18 protein-coding genes are annotated in these 17,233 nt (G+C 39.5%); 11 read left to right on the plus strand and 7 right to left on the minus strand.

Annotation, left to right across the window (positions count from 1 at the left end):
- The first annotated feature begins 155 nt into the window (after nt 1–155).
- The gene (locus tag ACN0T8_RS00460; protein ID WP_417878728.1) at nt 156–452 is read left to right on the plus strand and encodes a YkgJ family cysteine cluster protein; all 297 of its coding nucleotides are present in this window, start codon (nt 156–158) and stop codon (nt 450–452) included.
- A 27-nt stretch (nt 453–479) separates the two neighbouring features.
- On the opposite strand, the gene ACN0T8_RS00465 is transcribed toward ACN0T8_RS00460, so the two are convergent.
- From ACN0T8_RS00465 to ACN0T8_RS00490, 6 genes are all read right to left on the minus strand, one after another.
- On the minus strand, nt 480–980 hold the full coding sequence (locus tag ACN0T8_RS00465; protein WP_417878729.1) for a peptide-methionine (S)-S-oxide reductase: 501 nt from the start codon (nt 978–980) through the stop codon (nt 480–482).
- A 250-nt stretch (nt 981–1,230) separates the two neighbouring features.
- Nucleotides 1,231–1,692 (minus strand): NfeD family protein, encoded by a 462-nt coding sequence (locus ACN0T8_RS00470; protein WP_237295472.1) that lies wholly within the window; start codon nt 1,690–1,692, stop codon nt 1,231–1,233.
- Nucleotides 1,693–1,694: 2 nt separating this feature from the next.
- On the minus strand, nt 1,695–2,645 hold the full coding sequence (locus ACN0T8_RS00475) for an SPFH domain-containing protein (protein WP_417878730.1): 951 nt from the start codon (nt 2,643–2,645) through the stop codon (nt 1,695–1,697).
- Between the two features lie 215 nt (nt 2,646–2,860).
- Complete coding sequence (locus ACN0T8_RS00480; protein WP_417878731.1) at nt 2,861–3,292, minus strand: acyl-CoA thioesterase; 432 nt, start codon at nt 3,290–3,292, stop codon at nt 2,861–2,863.
- An 85-nt stretch (nt 3,293–3,377) separates the two neighbouring features.
- Nucleotides 3,378–4,202 carry a patatin-like phospholipase family protein gene (locus tag ACN0T8_RS00485; protein ID WP_417878732.1) on the minus strand — a complete coding sequence of 275 codons (825 nt, stop codon included), beginning with the start codon at nt 4,200–4,202 and terminating at the stop codon, nt 3,378–3,380.
- Between the two features lie 474 nt (nt 4,203–4,676).
- Nucleotides 4,677–5,852 (minus strand): sugar efflux transporter, encoded by a 1,176-nt coding sequence (locus tag ACN0T8_RS00490; protein ID WP_417878733.1) that lies wholly within the window; start codon nt 5,850–5,852, stop codon nt 4,677–4,679.
- Between the two features lie 288 nt (nt 5,853–6,140).
- On the opposite strand from ACN0T8_RS00490, the gene ACN0T8_RS00495 reads away from it, so the two are divergent.
- The 3 genes from ACN0T8_RS00495 (at nt 6,141) to udp (ending at nt 9,307) form a co-directional block, all read left to right on the plus strand.
- Nucleotides 6,141–7,685 (plus strand): GNAT family N-acetyltransferase, encoded by a 1,545-nt coding sequence (locus ACN0T8_RS00495; protein WP_417878734.1) that lies wholly within the window; start codon nt 6,141–6,143, stop codon nt 7,683–7,685.
- 156 nt (nt 7,686–7,841) lie between these two features.
- Complete coding sequence (locus tag ACN0T8_RS00500; RefSeq protein WP_417878735.1) at nt 7,842–8,258, plus strand: CBS domain-containing protein; 417 nt, start codon at nt 7,842–7,844, stop codon at nt 8,256–8,258.
- 278 nt (nt 8,259–8,536) lie between these two features.
- Entirely contained in the window at nt 8,537–9,307 is a 771-nt protein-coding gene (udp, locus tag ACN0T8_RS00505; protein WP_417878736.1) for a uridine phosphorylase, read from the plus strand.
- Nucleotides 9,308–9,407: 100 nt separating this feature from the next.
- Here the strand turns inward: udp and ACN0T8_RS00510 are convergent, their stop codons facing one another.
- Nucleotides 9,408–10,571, minus strand: coding sequence for a Card1-like endonuclease domain-containing protein (locus ACN0T8_RS00510; RefSeq protein ID WP_417878737.1), 1,164 nt, complete (start codon nt 10,569–10,571; stop codon nt 9,408–9,410).
- A gap of 473 nt (nt 10,572–11,044) precedes the next feature.
- Between ACN0T8_RS00510 and hinT the strand changes: the two genes are divergently transcribed.
- From hinT to ACN0T8_RS00545, 7 genes are all read left to right on the plus strand, one after another.
- Nucleotides 11,045–11,395, plus strand: coding sequence for a purine nucleoside phosphoramidase (gene hinT, locus ACN0T8_RS00515; protein WP_417878738.1), 351 nt, complete (start codon nt 11,045–11,047; stop codon nt 11,393–11,395).
- A 193-nt stretch (nt 11,396–11,588) separates the two neighbouring features.
- Nucleotides 11,589–13,031, plus strand: coding sequence for a COG3014 family protein (locus tag ACN0T8_RS00520; protein ID WP_417878739.1), 1,443 nt, complete (start codon nt 11,589–11,591; stop codon nt 13,029–13,031).
- Entirely contained in the window at nt 13,028–13,417 is a 390-nt protein-coding gene (locus ACN0T8_RS00525; RefSeq protein WP_237295482.1) for a YcfL family protein, read from the plus strand. Before ACN0T8_RS00520 ends, ACN0T8_RS00525 begins: the two co-directional genes overlap by 4 nt.
- A 16-nt stretch (nt 13,418–13,433) precedes the next feature.
- Complete coding sequence (gene lpoB / locus ACN0T8_RS00530; protein ID WP_417878740.1) at nt 13,434–14,018, plus strand: penicillin-binding protein activator LpoB; 585 nt, start codon at nt 13,434–13,436, stop codon at nt 14,016–14,018.
- A 30-nt stretch (nt 14,019–14,048) separates the two neighbouring features.
- The gene (locus ACN0T8_RS00535; protein ID WP_417878741.1) at nt 14,049–14,942 is read left to right on the plus strand and encodes a phosphotransferase; all 894 of its coding nucleotides are present in this window, start codon (nt 14,049–14,051) and stop codon (nt 14,940–14,942) included.
- A gap of 108 nt (nt 14,943–15,050) precedes the next feature.
- A complete protein-coding gene (ycfP, locus tag ACN0T8_RS00540) occupies nt 15,051–15,590 on the plus strand; it encodes an alpha/beta hydrolase YcfP (RefSeq protein WP_417878742.1) in 540 nt (179 codons plus the stop codon).
- A gap of 347 nt (nt 15,591–15,937) precedes the next feature.
- Nucleotides 15,938–17,227, plus strand: coding sequence for an NAD(P)/FAD-dependent oxidoreductase (locus tag ACN0T8_RS00545; RefSeq protein ID WP_417878743.1), 1,290 nt, complete (start codon nt 15,938–15,940; stop codon nt 17,225–17,227).
- Nucleotides 17,228–17,233 lie beyond the last annotated feature (6 nt).

Below are 17,233 nucleotides of genomic sequence, written 5' to 3' on the forward strand. Positions count from 1 at the left end.
TGACAGTACCAAGTTGGAAGCGTTAGAGGATTAGCTTTTCTTAACTGACGAAGAGGAACCGGTAGTGTTGAGCTCAGATTTTTTATTTTTATACTCAAGTTACTTAGTTATGAATTTCGCGTACAATCCCCACATTGCCTCCAATTAAGATCTGAATGACTATTCCAATCAAAGATATCACTACTCCTGAAGTCACCTGTTCAAACTGCCAAGCTTGTTGTTGTCGCTTAGAAGTGATGATCATTAGTGAAACCGGTGTTCCAGACGAGTATATTTCGTATGATCAGTGGGGCGGAGAAACTATGCTCCGTTTGGATGATGGTTGGTGTTCGGCACTAGATCGCGAAACCTATATGTGTACCATTTATGAAAACCGCCCGTGGATTTGTCGAGAGTTTGAAATGGCATCGTATGAATGCAAAGATCAACGAATCGCAGTGATGGGGGAATAAGGGACTATTGGTTCCTGGTTCCTAGGTTTAGTCATTTTTGTATTTATGTAATAAGTTCCACGGTATATGGCATAAGTGATGATCTTCTGGATGTAGGCTGAGCCTATGTTGGTGCTCTTCATCACTGGCGACGTAGTTAGTTAAAGGCAATACTTCGACTACGATTTTGTCGCTGTCAGCACGCTGTTGGATATATTCAATCGTTGCATCTAAATGATGAGATTCCTTGCTATAAATGCCGGTGCGATACTTTTCTCCCACATCTTGGCCTTGCTTATTTAAGCTGTACGGGTCAATGATTTCAAATAACCCCTCTAAGATCTGTTCAATGCTCACTACACTAGGATCAAAAGTTGTGCGAACGCATTCTGCATAGCCATCGTAGTCTGATTGAGTCGTGTTGCTACTGCCATTGGCACGGCCTGCTTCGGTTGCGATCACACCTGGCAAGTATTGAATAAACTCTTGTACTCCCCATAGGCAACCGCCTGCGAGATAAATGTCTTCCTGATAGATATTGTTCGACATATTGATTTCTATTCTTCCATGCTTGATTAAAGCCAGTTTAATATTACCTATTATTTCAATTCGAGGTTATTTCAGCGTCTCAAGCGGTACCTATTAAGCTTGATGGGTGACAATCTCTTGGTGAGAGTCTCTTGTTGAGAATAACTTAATGACTGTAGTAACTAAAAAGCGATGATGGGTTCATCGCTTTTTGGTTTTTTGTGCGTTAATTAATGCGATATAACCAACTTAGTTAATCGACTAAATGCGGTTATTCGTTAATTGCCTCAACCCACATAATACCGACTTCCATTTTTACCACTTTAACCTTCTGTCCTTCCATCAAAGGTTGCTCGCTGCGAACTTTCCATTGAATGCCAGAATAAGCGTGAGTGACATCATCGGTATTAGCATCGACATTACCTTTTAGTACAAAAGTTTGTTGAGCAAAATCAGATTGGTAGTTTTGCTTGGTTTGCCTATTTTGCAATTGCTTAAATGGCTTCCATAACACAACGGCAAATACGATGGTTAAGATTATATTGGTCCAAATTGCATAATGAATGGTGGCATCAATCCAGCCGATATACATGCAAAAACCGCTAATAACCAACGAGAGACCAATAAAGAAAAAGATGAAAGTGGCAAAGCCTAACACTACCACTTCAACAATCAGCGCAATCACGCCAACCGCCATTAATACTTGTGGTAAGTAGCTCACAATCCAATCCATAGTTAAGCCTTATTTTGTTTGTTCAGTGAATGAATAATAGACATTCCTTGCGCAACCAGTGAACTTGCATCGGTGCCGCTGTCTGGGAGTAGTACAACCGAAGACTCTTTGGCAATTGCATGTTTTGCTTCAATCGCTTTCGTTGCCAAATCTAGCTGAATGGCTTTTTGACCTTCTTCGGTATTAGCGGCATCACCTACGGTTTTCAGCGCTTCGGCTTGCGCGTTTGCCACGGCAATAATGGCTTTGGCTTCACCTTCGGCTTTTAAAATTTGTTCAGTTTTATCTGCTTCTGCTGCCAGTACTTGCGCTTGTTTTTTACCTTCTGCAACGTTGATTGCCGCTTGGCGATCGCCTTCCGATTCTAGAATTTGTGCACGTTTAACACGTTCGGCTTTCATCTGAGCTTCCATCGATTCCATGATAGATTGTGGCGGCACAATATCTTTAATTTCATAACGTAGAACTTGAATACCCCAAGGTTCTGCTGCAACGTTAATTGCCGAAACAATGTTGGTATTGAGTACGTCACGCTCTTCAAAGGTTTTGTCTAATTCCATTTTACCGAGTTCAGAGCGCATCGTCGTTTGAGCTAGCTGAGTTACCGCAAAAGCATAGTCATCCACACCATAAGTGGCTTTATAAGCATCAAGCACACGGAAATACAGTACGCCATCAACCACTAACGAAATGTTATCGCGAGTAATGGCTGATTGAGAAGGCACGTCTTGAGCTTGTTCTTTCAAGCTGCGAACTGCTGAGATACGATCAATAAAAGGGATAATGAAGTTAATACCGGCGACTTTTGTGGATTGGAATTTACCAAATCGCTCAACCACCCAAGCCTGGTTTTGTGGCACAAATTTAATGCTGCTTTTTAATATGACAACAACAAGAATAAACAGGACAACAGGGACGATGTTATCGAATATCAGATCAAGAGGATAGTTCATGGCATATTCCTTTAATAATTATGCGTATATCTAAGTAATTTGGATATAAATCTAGTCTACGGTTATTTACGGTAATTAGCTTGTTTGTTTTGAAATTTTGAGTGAGAAAAGGGAGGTTTTTCGAAATTAGAATGTAAGGATGTAATATATACCCAAGTAAAAATGATATCAGGGTAACTGATGCTACCCTGTAAAAATTATAATGGTCGTTAGACTTAACGCAGGTTTTCCAATTGCTGAATGGTCGCTAAAATTTCTGGTGTTAAATTGACTTTTTGATTGGTTTTAAAATCAAACATCATTATGGTAGCGCTGCCTAGAGTGGTCACTTTATTGAACTTCTTACTGACTATCTGATATTTCATGGTGAAACGGTCATCTTGTAAATCCGTGATTTTTGTTCCGACTAATAGAGTATCTGGAAAAGTAACGGGTATTTTATAGCGACAATTGGTCTCTGCTACCACGGGACCGACTTGAGTAATGGCGATATTTTCCATTAAATCGATGTGCTTAAAATAATCAATTCGCGCAGTTTCAAAATAGCGAAAATACGTCACATTATTAACGTGTTGTAGTGCATCCATTTCTCCCCAAGCCACAGTGATTTCGGTTACTACTGGGAAGCCATCAAGTAAGTGATTCATTACTCTTATCCTTAAAAGTCAAACATGTGTTTAAGATAAGTTCACGCTTTTATTTATGCAATCTTATTGTATTAAAAGCGTGAAATCATACTTTCATTTGTGCTTTGGCTGCTTGAATACCCATTTGATAACCACTATCCAGCTTTGCTTTCTTTTTAGTTAAGCGACCAACTGGGAAATCATCTGGTGGCGCAAGGACATGAATGGTGCAATCTTTTGGTGGAAACTGAATAAATTTGATGCTTTTATTGTAGTTTTCGGCACGTTTTAATGCCGCTTCAGCAAGTTTTGGGTTTTGAGCTAAAAATTTACGGGTTAACCAAGGCATTTGGGATGGCTTTTTTTGATATCCAAGTGGCCGAGATAAAATCACTGTGATTTCTTTTGCGCCCATCTTGTAAGCTTGTTCAACGGGAATGGAATCGGCAACCCCACCATCGGTCATTGGAATACCATTTATTACGGGATAGTTGCGATAAGCAACCGGGACGGAACAAGAGGCTTTCAATAGCTCGATAACATTGTCTGGCGTTGATTGAATGTAGTGTGCTTGACCAGTATAAATATCGGTCGTGACGACATACAATGGAGTTGGTTGCTGGTGGAGCAGATCAATATCAATGGGAATTTCATTAATCGTGATGTCCCATAACCAATCAAGATCAAGCCAATGCCCACCACGAACAAAACGTTTAAAATTAATGAATTCTGGGCGACAAGAATAATCAGTAATGACTTTATAGGTTCGATTTTTTTGTTGCGCAAGCCATGAAGCTAAACTAGTTGAACCAGCAGATACCCCAATACAAAAATCAAAGGGGTTATAATTATCATCAATATATTGATCTAAAATTCCAGCGGAAAAGATACCACGCATCGCGCCACCTTCAACCACTAATGCCTTCTGCATAAAATGTTCCTCAAAGCTCAATCGCTATCAATGTAACCAAATATCCCCCTAATATAAACTTTATAAAGAATAATGATATGTTGTTTTTGATTGTAGAATGTAGAAAATTTCTCATGTCTTTGGGTAACAATGATGCGACTTTACTCAAGGAAGAAAAAACTTGGATGAAACCACTAGCAATGGAGGTTGTTCGCCCGTTTTATATTTCATTATTATAACTTTCAGTTGAGCCAGTAAATGTTCAACTAGAGGAATATGATTTTCGTTTAGGCGATCAAGTTATAGAAAGAACACGGAACTGACAGCGTTATCATGAAACAAGAAGCATATACAACAGGTCAACATCAAGTAAGAATTGAAGTTACTAAAACTATAGAAACAATATAAATCTTCTAGTGTTATTAATTCGAAGCCAGAGTAAGTGAGTTACTCTGGCTTTTTTCGATTTAGTACGAACGTTTATTGCGATTAGTGTTATCTATCTTGAACTTTTAATATGGTTACAAAAGCGAGAGCAGTGAGGATCAGAGATGCCCAAAATACGGCTTGGAAACTGTAAAGGTCAGCAATTGTTCCGGCAAAAACACCCCCTAATACCCCTCCTGTTTTAATCGCATTTGAATAAAGTGTTGTGATTTGTCCCATTTTCTTTGGTTTCAAATCTTGGAAATATGAAATGCCCAATGCTGCGGTAACACCAATAAAAATTCCGTTTAGAAGTTGCAAGAAAACAAAACCGATAAAGCTAGTGTTCAAAATAATTCCAATATAAAACAAGCTACCTGCTAATACGGCTACGGAAATGATTCGCTTCTTACCAAAGCGCAGGGCATAACGACCAGATAACAGCATGATTGGGATTTCAATGAATGCAGCCGTTCCCATCATAATGCCGGCAGCCGATGAGTCTAAGTTCATTTCATGAGTGATATATAGCGGCATACTAATGATGTACATATTGTTAGCACAGTACATAAACACGAATGACAGAGCCAATAGCAAAATATTTTTATCACGCCAAATTGAATCATTAGGATCAAATTGGTTCTGTTTCGGTGTCGGTTCAATTTGTGGCAGCGTAAAATGCGTAACTAAACATAAAACGATAAACATACTAGCGGCAAGCAAGAACAATTGGGTAAAACCGATGCCCGTTGCAATGAAAAATGCAATCGGTGGGCCTATTACCCAACCAAGAGAGATTTGCGCCCTGAGCAGTGAGCTAAAGGTTTCGGACGTGTGCGTTCTTCGATCTAGAATTTCTCTAGCAAGTGCAAAAACTTGAGGGATAGAAGCCGATGTTGTGCTGATAAAAATAGCCGATGTAGCGAGTAAAACCCAGTAGTTACGGTTAAATGCAAAAACGATAAAACCTATCGCTCCCATCATATTACAAATTAGAATGAGCTTTTTACGATCTACCCCTTGATCGGACCACCAACCAATTACTTGGCTTACCAATACTCCTGAAACCGTCATCACCATAAAAAACACCCCAATGAGAAAAGGGCGAGCGCCAACTTCTTCGGAGATAAACAAACTCATAGTAGGCATGGTAAATGCCCCTGCAATACCTACAAAAAAGCAGGTAAACAACAAAGATACTGACGTTTGATCAGGTTGATTCCCCGGAAAAAGGGAATAGAGCATTTTTTTCATAAGGTTTTAAAGGAAGGCTTGGGAAATTAGATAAGTGCATGATAGCAAAGCAATGATTGAATAATAACCATAATTTGCAAGATTGTTGAAAATTAATGCTGTTTGGTGTGCCTATCGTAACGAACGTGAATAACACGACTAGAATAGTATTAATATATACCCAAGTAACTTCAAGATGCAGTATAGGGCTTGTTTTATTCTTGCTGAAACTCGCATCTTGAAGTTACTTGGGTATAAGTCGCATAATGGAATTAATAATTTGATTGGAGAAAAAAATTTATGGATGAAAATAATACACCGTTGTTAAATTTACGAACTCTTACTCCTGACGATTATCAAGAACTGGCAGCCTTGATGGATCTCGTCTTCCCTGATGTGGGTGGGGCTTGGCCAGAGTCGACCATTATGGATTTGGTGACTCAATTTCCAGATGGGCAAATCTGTATTGAAGACAGCGGAAAAATGATTGGCGCGGCGTTGACGATGAAGGTGGATTATAGTCGCTTTAGTTTGCCACATAAGAATAGCGATTTGGTTAATGCCAATGATGTTGTTCAGCATAACCCGAAAGGGGATGCGATATACGGGTTAGATGTCTTTGTGCATCCTGATTATCGAGGCTTACGTTTAGGTCGTCGTTTATATGAAGCGCGTAAAGAAATGTGCCGAGCGAATAACTTAAAAGCGATTTTGACCGGTGGCCGAATTCCAGGTTTTAAGCAATATTCCGATCAAATGAGAGTTAGTGAATATATCGATAAGGTCAAGCGCCAAGAAATTCATGATCCAATCTTGTCTTTCCAGCTTTCTAATGATTTTGATATTAAGCGTCTAATGCGTGGCTACTTACCCGAAGACGACAAATCACAAGGTTATGGTACGTTACTTGAGTGGGATAATATTTTTTATGAAGAAGAGGTTGACTCGATTCATGGAACAGAAAAAAGCATTGTCCGTATTGGGGTTGTGCAGTGGCAAATGCGCCATGTGATGTCGCTAGATGATCTGGTCAATCAAGCGGAATTCTTTATTACTTCTCTTGCAAACTACCAGTCTGACTTTGCGTTATTCCCAGAATTTTTCAGTGCTCCGCTAATGGGCCTTGCTTCCGATCTACGTTCTGTAGAAGCGATGCGTTACTTGAGCGAATACTCGGATGAAATTATTCAGCGTTTTTCTCACTTAGCGGTGACGTATAACATCAATATCATTGCTGGTAGTCTGCCTATTCAGCAAAACGGAAAGATGTACAATGTTGCATACATGTTACACCGTGACGGAAGCATCGAAGAGCAATACAAAATACACATTACCCCACATGAAGAATGGGATTGGGTTATTGAAGGCGGCAATACAGTTAAAGTGATTGAAACCGATGCCGGTAAAGTGGGTATTTTGATTTGTTATGATGTGGAGTTCCCAGAACTAGGTCGTATGCTCGCTGAGCAAGGCGTACAAATTCTGTTTGTTCCATTCTGGACTGATACTAAAAATGGTTATTTACGAGTGCGTATTTGTGCTCAGGCGCGAGCGATTGAAAATGAATGTTATGTCGCGATCAGTGGTAGCGTCGGTAACTTACCTCGTGTGGATAACGTGGACATTCAATATGCCCAATCTGCAGTATTTTCACCATCCGACGTTTATTTTCCACATGATGCAATCATTGCAGAAGCCGATCCAAATACCGAGATGATGATCTATGCCGATGTCGATTTATCGAAACTGAAACTTTTGCATAGTGAAGGTTCTGTGACTAACCTGAAGCATCGTCGCCCAGAGCTTTATCAATTCTCACCAGTAAATGAGACGAGAAAAAAGTAAATGAGCAGTAAATGAATAGGGTTTATGCCAAAGGAATCCGAGAGCCGGATCACCGATTGGCATAATCTATTAATAAAATTGTTTAAATCCATTTAGTAAAATCAAGAAATTAGGCGACACTTAGAGGTATATTATAACAATCTCAAGGAGTACTTTATGCCATCATTAAAAGTTCGAGATTACATGCGCCCTAGAGCGGTAACCTTTACTATTGATATGTCGTTGTCTACAGCATTGGATAAAGTATTGAATGCGATTAATATCGGCGGCCCAGTTGTTAACGATAGAAATGAAGTGGTAGGCTTTTTGTCTGAACAAGACTTGCTTAACCGATTAGTTCAAGTCAGTTACCATTGCCAAGATACTCATGTGGTTGGTGATTGTATGCGGACCGAACCTTTGACTATTAGCCCTGAGATGTCAGTGATTGAATTGGCTAATATGATGCAAGAAGGCAAGCCCAAAGTGTATCCTGTCGTAGAAAATAAAAAACTGGTGGGTATTATTTCTCGTCGTGAAGTACTAAAAGCAGTGAGTGATAATTTAGATAATTGCTTTAAGCATCCAGTCTGATTTTCAAAATCATAGATAGTTTGAGTGGATAGAATAGTTAACGAGGTCGCATGTAAAGTGCGGCCTTTTTCATCGTTACACCTTGATTTTTTGTGATGCCAATCGTTTTTCTGTGATTAATTAAATTTATGTTTCATTATTGGTGTGATTGGCGTCACTTATTTGTAAGATGTTCTCGATTAGAGTGGCGACAATGATTTTTTAGAGAAGAATGACTATTCTTATTCGGTTGTTCGTCTCCCAGTTATTCACTTTCTAGTAAAAGTAAGGAGCACATCGTGGCACCAACAGATACTCAAAATGTTTTTCACTTAGGTGTAAATAAACAAGACCTTAACGGCGCAACTTTAGCCATTATTCCAGGTGACCCCGCTCGCGTTGAAAAAATTGCAAATTTAATGGATGAGCCTGAGTTCTTAGCCAGCCACCGTGAATATACCGTGTTTCGCGCCAAACTAGAGGGTAAGCCTGTGGTGGTGTGTTCTACTGGTATTGGTGGCCCTTCAACTTCGATTGCAGTGGAAGAGTTAGCTCAATTAGGCGTTCGTACTTTCTTACGTGTCGGTACTACTGGAGCAATTCAGCCGCATCTTAATGTTGGTGACATGATTGTAACGACAGGTTCGGTTCGTCTTGATGGTGCTAGTCTACACTTTGCGCCGATGGAGTTCCCTGCCGTTGCTGACTTTGATGTGGCAACCGCAATGAAACAAGCCGCGATTGATTCAGGCTGTACGGTTCATACTGGCGTTACTGCATCAAGTGATACTTTCTATCCAGGCCAAGAGCGTTACGATACATTCACAGGGCGCGTGGTTTCTCGTTTCCAAGGTTCAATGAAAGAATGGCAGGAAATGGGTGTATTAAACTTCGAAATGGAATCGGCCACTTTATTAACCATGTGTGCGAGCTCAGGTCTGAAAGCCGGTTGTGTTGCGGGGGTTATTGTAAACCGTAGCCAAGATGAAATTCCAGATCATGAGAAATTAAAACAAACGGAAATTAACTCGATTAAAGTGGTCGTGGAAGCGGCGAGAAAAATGCTTTAAATCGTGTTCTGATTTGTGAGCCAAAACTAACCCAGGGTCCAGATAGACAAGTATTAAATAAGTCTATCTGGGCTTTTTTATATCCAAATTATTTACTTCGTTATAACTTTTCTATTTGTCCGCCGGCTTCATTAAACCAAGCGGTTAGGTGGGTTTTTAAATCTTTTAATTCTTCTGGGCCAATTAACGCTAAACCTAAGTCTTGGGCCCGAGAAATATCGTTATGGCGTAATGGACGAAAACTCACCAACATCGCGCGCGCTTGTAAGCCGCCAAGCAAGTCTCGTAATGATTCCAATTTATAAAGCGTGTCATCACCATCATCACGCATGCCTTTGGTTTTACATTCAATGATATGTAGTTTGTTATTAACCACGGTGGCGACATCCAATTCATTACGGACTTCTCGAGCACCACTTTCACGATAAACTTGCACGTTTAATGAATGATCTTGAATGGTAGGGAGTTCATCTTGAATTTTTCGTACCGTATTGTGCACAAGGTTTTCTAACCACTCACCATTGGAAAAACGCCTCGCATCTTCACTAAAAAACTCAAGAACCCCATTTTGATAGGTGGCGAGTTGAATATCGACTAAATCAGAAATGAGCCAATCAAGCTCTTTGTAGCCTTGTTGTTTTTCGGTCAGTGCTACATCGAGTTTCTGTTCTTTACGGCAAGTGGTTGCTAAATAGTTTAAAGTGGCAAGACCAGGACCCAATTCTAATGCGTTACTCGCCCAGCGTTGGCCTAATTCATGCAGTTTTGCATCGAGAGGGGCAGGGATTTCATGGGTTGGGAATTCACTACGAGCACCAAAAATAGTGAGATAATCGCTAATACGAATATGGTCTTGAACTTGTTGTTCTGGTTTATCATTTGGGTAAAGCCAACATTGACTATCACTGAAAGGCTCGACGACGAAAATAGGCCAATTGTAGCTACGGATGACTTCATAAACTGATAATAAACGGTGCCTTAAACCGCAGCTAGCATTGAGGTAGATCTGCTCATTACGTGTGATGAGTTGTTCAGCAAGCTCTTTAACTTTTGTTTTGATCTCGGAAGTATTGACAGCACTAGGGATTTCAAAAAATTCAGAGCTAATTTTTCGAGACTCAAGCACTTGTTGTAGCCTTTGATACATGCCTCGTTGGGCATCATCACCAATGAATACCATGTGTGTGCATTCAGAACGGTTATCTAAAAGTGGGGTAATTAAACGAACAGGGTCTTGATCTATGATTCCAATATGAACCGCCATGGTTATTCCTTTGTAGCGTATGTCGCTAATCTTTGTTGCTAATGAAATCAACGACTAACCTTTGGTGTGGCTTTCTGAACATGACACAAGAAAGGTAAGTCGTCGAAACGTTTATAGGCCCATATAATCACATTGTGTAGATATAAATGTTTGAAAATTGAAAAGTTCAGTGATTTAGGCTCTACCTTTAATATGTAGCTACATTTTTACAATAACAAGTATTAACCCTATTTATTGCTGTATTAACTAGACTACAAAAAAGAGTAGAGGTTCCAAAATAAAATGAGAGTGAGTTGATTTTCACTTGAAATATCAGTTGCCTAAATCTTTCTGTAAGTAGATAAAATATTGTTATCTCACGATGCTTAGCGCATACTTAGATACTCAAGTCACTTCAAGATGGTAGCGATGAATTCTCGATCTTGAGGATATTCAAATAAACTCATTAAACACGATGGCAGTTGGAGATTAAAATGGCTGAAGAAACAATATTTACTAAGATCATTAATAAAGAAATTCCTTCCGATATGTTGTATCAAGATGACCTAGTTACTGCCTTTCGTGATATCAACCCAAGAGCACCAAGCCATATTTTAATTATACCGAATAAGCTGATCCCAACGACTAACGATGTTGAAGAAGAAGATGAATTGGTGATGGGCCGTTTGTTTACTGTTGCGAAGAAGCTTGCCAAGCAAGAAGGCATTGCTGAAAATGGTTACCGTTTAATTGTGAATTGTAATGCCCATGGTGGGCAAGAGGTTTATCACATCCACATGCATTTAGTTGGTGGTGAGCCTCTAGGGCCAATGCTAGTTAACTAAATACCCTTTATACTTGAAGTTGCAGCTTTGTTGGCGGGTTCATTTGCCCCCTATCGTTTTATTCAAGAAAGTCATAGGTTATCTATGCTTATGGGCCCCCAGTTCATTTGTCGCCTCATCGCAACTCCAATTATTTTGGGTATGGTTTTTAGGCTTTTAAGCGAACTGAATAACCGTAAACGTGATTAAATTAATGCAAATTCTAATCTTAAAAAACATGGATGTGATGCCTTGGCATAAAGTGGTTAAAGCCAGTTTGGCTGTATTTTTTAGCATGACATTGAGTGCCTGTGCCAATCTTTCGGTGGGGGGCTTATTTAGTCATTACTCGGCACAAAATGAAGACGTCTATAAAGATGTTGAAAGTGGCGATTATAAAAGTGCGGAATCGGAACTGGTGGAATCTGAGGTTGGTGGGCCAGTTTTAAGTAATATGGAAAAGGGTCGAGTGTCTTTTCTTGCTGAAAACTATCCGAGTAGCTTTACCGCTTTTCAGCTAAGTGACAAAGCGGTAAGAGTGTTAAACGATCGTGCTACGGTTTCACTTTCAGAAAGTGCGAATCAAGCGGGCTCTTTGGCGACTAATGATAATTTAACCACTTATGAACCTGCTGATTATGAATTAGGCTATTTGCATTTATACTTAGGGTTAAACTACTTACAGAAAAACGATTTGCAAGGCGCATTGGTTGAAATGCGCCAAGCAAATCAGGTTCAGGAAAAAGCTAAAAAGCGTCGAGAAGATGAGCTGAAAAAGGCTCAACAAAATATGAAAAATAATGGAGTACAGCCAAACTTAGGCAGTATTCTTTCGCAATATCCAGATGCAGGTAAAACCTTGCAGGCTGTCCAAAATGGTTATTTGCTGTATTTGTCAGCGGTGCTCTATGAGGCTGACAATCAACTAAATGATGCTTATATTGACTATAAACGTGCATTAGCGGTCAATCCTAATAACCGAGAAATTATTGATGCAACCATTCGAGTAGCTAAGCGGTTAGGGATGCGTCAAGACCTTAATTCTCTACTCAAGCAATATGATGAACCTAAATCGGTACCGCAAGGTTATGGGCAGGTTATAATTGTAGATGAGCGAGGAATTGTGGCTCAGCGTGGAAATTGGCGTTTATCTTTGCCGATATGGGATAGCTCAGGTAAAACCAAGTTTTATAGTGTAGCGTTGCCAGTTTATAAAAACGTCAAAGTACAGAACTTCTCACCGGCAACCTTAGATGGTGATCCATTAAAATCGAGTATTTTAGCCGATACAAACTTGATGGCACAAAATGATTTGAGTGAACGTATTCCAGCGATGGTTCTTAAACAAGGTTTAAGGTTATATACTAAAGATCAGTTAAGATACCAAGCGGCGAAAGCCGATGATTCAGGTATATCTAGTACTTTAGTGAATATCTGGAATGTTGTGACAGAGCAACCGGATACTCGCAGTTGGCAAACATTACCTGCTCAGGTGTTTAGTAGTAGTGCATATTTGACAGCAGGACAACATACTATCTCTGTGGGTGGTGAACAATATGCAATTGATATCAAAAAGAATCAACGTACCTTTGTCTGGCTTTCACGCCAAGGGAATGCAATGACAATTTGGCACAAACAATTAGGAGCAATTCGATGAAAAAATGGTTAGTAGCAGGCTTAGGCCTAGTGGCATTAGCTGGATGTTCAAGTAGCAATACTGCAGGATTGCGCATCGATAGTGCCAGCCAACAAGTTTTATACAGTGATTCTGCGTTAGATGATGACCTGACGATTGATAATATCGACACTCAGGAAAATAATGGTAATACTCGCGGTTTGGTGAAAATTACCAATAACTCTCAAGATACACAAAATCTTCAATACCGCTTTTATTGGTATGATGACCAAGGTCTGGAAGTGAATGCAAAGCAAGGTGCTTGGCGTCAATTTATTCTACGCGGATATGAATCAATGACTTTAAGTGAAGTGTCTGTGAACCCGAATGCGACTGATTTTCGTATTCAAATTCGCCCACAAGATTAATCAAAGGAAGTAACACATGAAGAAAACGGCAATTGCATTAATAGGTTTAGCAGTCATTCTGGGTGGTTGTTCTAACAAGGTTCAGTATGGTGATGCTAACGCTGCTGAAACAACAACCGTAGATTTTGGTTCAACAGATTTACAAAAAATCGCTAATGAGATGGTAGATAGTATGCTTTCTTCTGGCTCAGTTGCCGCGATTAAAGGCCGTCCGATTGCTTACGTGGATAGTATTCGAAACAAAACCAGCGAGCATATCGATACAGAATCAATCACTGACTCAGTGAGCACCAAGATGTTGAATTCTGGTAAGTTTCGTTTTGTTGATATGACCAAAGTAGAAGATGTTCGTAAGCAACTTAACTTCCAAAATAACGATGAATTAGTTGATCAAACAAGTGCAATTAAGTTTGGTCAAATGATGGGTGCTCAATACATGTTATATGGCAACTTATCTAGCATTGTTAAAGAAGCAGGTAATAATAAAGATGTTTACTACAAAATGACAATGCGTTTAATGGATTTAAAAACGGGTCTGATCGAATGGGCTGATGAAACTGAAATCCGTAAGCAAAAGTCGAAAAGTCTATTTGGTCTGTAATATTGTTTATACTTAAGTAATGTCAGGATCATGGGTTTGAAAGAACACTACATTAAGCAAGATTCAAGCTTAATCGATCTACAAGCTCAGTGGCCTGAAAGTATTTCAAATATTCAACCATTACAAGGTGGATTAACCAACCAGTGTTGGAAAATCACTACCTCATGTGGTCGTCAGTATGTATGGCGGCCACATTCTATTTCTACTCAATTCTTTTCTATAAACCGTTCCAATGAATTCGAAATTCTCAATGCACTTGAAAGCTTTGATTTATCACCAAATGCTAAAGCCTTATTACCACAAGGCTTATTGGTCGAGTGGGTAGATGGCGTGACTTTAATGGAGCAACATAATGCACCATTGTCATTGCTTGTGATGAAGTGCCTCGTTTCTCTTCATCAATATCCGATTCTTCAAGTTCATTCCTTGCCTATTTTCGATTATCAATGTTGTATTGCAAACTATTGGCAGGCATTACCGAGTCAACAACAAACACAGCGTTATCAGCAGTGGTTTGAGCTTTTTTATCAGCAATATAATGAGTTAAAAAATCGTACAGAATCAATTTTAGCGCCTTGTCTCTGCCATTTTGATCTAGGTCGCTATAATATTATCCAAAAGCCTGATTTAGGGTTAGTGGTGATTGACTGGGAATATGCAGCAATTGCTAGCCCTGTGGTCGATTTAGCGACGACGATTTTAGCTGAACAACTTAATGTTGAAGACAGTGTTGAATGTTATTTGGCGCTTAGTCGTTTAGATATCGATAAGACCCAATTCATTGTTATTGTAGAAGAATGGTTACCATATTTACGCTTTATGGCGTTGCTGTGGCATCAAGTAAACTTTTCTATACATCAGCGAGCATCAGATAAGCAAGCGATCGAAGTGTTAACTCAGCAGTTAGAATTGTCTGAATCGTAGTATTCTGGTCGGAAGAGCGAACATAGGTCACTTTTCTTAATATCTTCATTAATAAACCATACTATTCATGGTAGATTAAATTATCGAACGAGAACTGAGGATGGTTCAATGATTATTTATTTACATGGCTTTGATAGCACAAGCCCAGGGAATCATGAAAAAGTATTACAGCTTCAATTCATCGATGAAGATGTTCGCTTTATCAATTACAGTACACTTCACCCGAAACATGATATGCAGCACTTGTTAAAAGAAGTGACTAAAGTGGTTGAGCAAACTGATGACTCATCACCGCTTATCTGTGGCGTTGGCCTAGGCGGTTACTGGTCAGAACGCATCGGCTTCCTATGTGGCATTAAACAAGCTATTTTCAATCCTAATCTCAACCCAGAAGATAATATGCAAGGTCGTATAGATCGCCCTGAAGAATATTCTGATATCGCGACTAAATGCATTAAAGATTATCGCGAGAAAAATAAAGATAACTGCTTAGTATTTTTATCTCGCAATGATGAAATCAGAGATAATCAAGATAGCTATGAGGCATTATCGCCATACTACAAGGTGATATGGGATGACGCTGAAAAACATAAATTTAAGAAAATCTCTCAACACTTGCAAATGATTAAAGCCTTCAAACAATCTTAATTTATCTATTCAACTGACTGGGTATACCCTAATTACAAATTGTTACTATAAAGAAGAGCTAATAATTGGCTCTTTTTTATTAATCGTCACTTTCTATTGATCCTACTTTAGGTCTGGATATAATGAGCTAGATCAAATTTTACCAATAAATAGAATGAAAAATAACCGTTACGTCACAATTTGATCTCACCGATACATACAACTTTTTCATCATCTCAAAGGTGACCTTTTTAGGTTTAGTCTACACGCTAAACCTCATCGTATCGAAAAACATGAAGAATTTATCAGTTGAGTTTAGTAGAGACTGGGCTGAATCAATTTTATCTTTATATATTTAGGAGTGTCTGATGACGCGAATCGTTGTAGTAGGTGGTGGTGCTGGTGGTTTAGAGCTTGCCACAAAATTAGGTCGAACATTAGGTCGTAAGAGACGCGCGAGTATTACTTTAGTAGACCGTAACGGAAGTCACTTATGGAAGCCATTATTACATGAAGTGGCAACCGGTTCTCTGGATGAAGGTGTGGATGCATTAAGTTATCGTGCTCATGCCAAAAATCATCATTTTGATTTTCAAATGGGTAGTCTAGATGGTATTGACCGTGAGCGTAAAGTTATCTCACTAAGTGAAATCAAGGATGAGAATAATGATCTGCTGATCCCGAGCCGTGAAATTGAATACGATATTCTGGTATTAGCGATTGGCTCTAAATCAAATGATTTTAATACTCCTGGCGTAAAAGAAAACTGCATCTTTTTAGATAGCCCAGAGCAAGCACACCGTTTCCGTAAAGAAATGAATAACTTGTTCTTAAAGCTTCATGCGAAACATGGTGATGGCAAAGTGGATATCGCGATTGTTGGTGGTGGGGCAACCGGCGTAGAGCTGTCTGCTGAACTGCATAATGCAATTAAAGAGCTGCACACATACGGCTTTGAAGATTTAGATTCAAGTAAATTGAACGTGAACCTAGTTGAAGCGGGGGAGCGTATTTTACCTGCGTTACCACCACGAATTTCATCAGCAGCACACAGTGAGTTAACAAAGTTAGGCGTAAATGTTCGTACTGCGACTATGGTGACGAAAGCGGATGAACAAGGCTTAATTACCAAAGACGGTGAGCGTATTCCTGCTCAACTAATGGTATGGGCGGCAGGTATTAAAGCGCCTGATTTTATGAAAGATATCGCAGGTTTAGAAACCAATCGGATCAATCAGTTGATCGTGAAAGATACACTACAATCAACACGTGATGATGATATTTATGTGATTGGTGATTTAGCCTCTTGCCAGCAAAAGAATGGATCTTTTGTACCTCCTCGTGCTCAAGCTGCACACCAAATGGCAAGTTTGGCTTATCGCAATATTGTGGCACAAATTAATGGTCATGCATTGAAAGCGTATACTTATAAAGATCATGGTTCACTTGTGTCATTAAGCCGCTTTTCTACCGTGGGTAGCTTAATGGGCAACTTAACAAAAGGTTCTATGATGATTGAAGGTCGTATTGCGCGAGTCGTATACATATCACTCTACCGTATGCACCTAATGGCTTTACACGGCTGCTTTAAAACTGGCTTGATGATGTTAGTAGGGCGAATTAACCGAGTGTTACGTCCAAATCTTAAGCTGCACTAAGAGTCA

This window comes from Vibrio sp. (genome assembly GCF_048266485.1).
Lineage (GTDB): Bacteria > Pseudomonadota > Gammaproteobacteria > Enterobacterales > Vibrionaceae > Vibrio.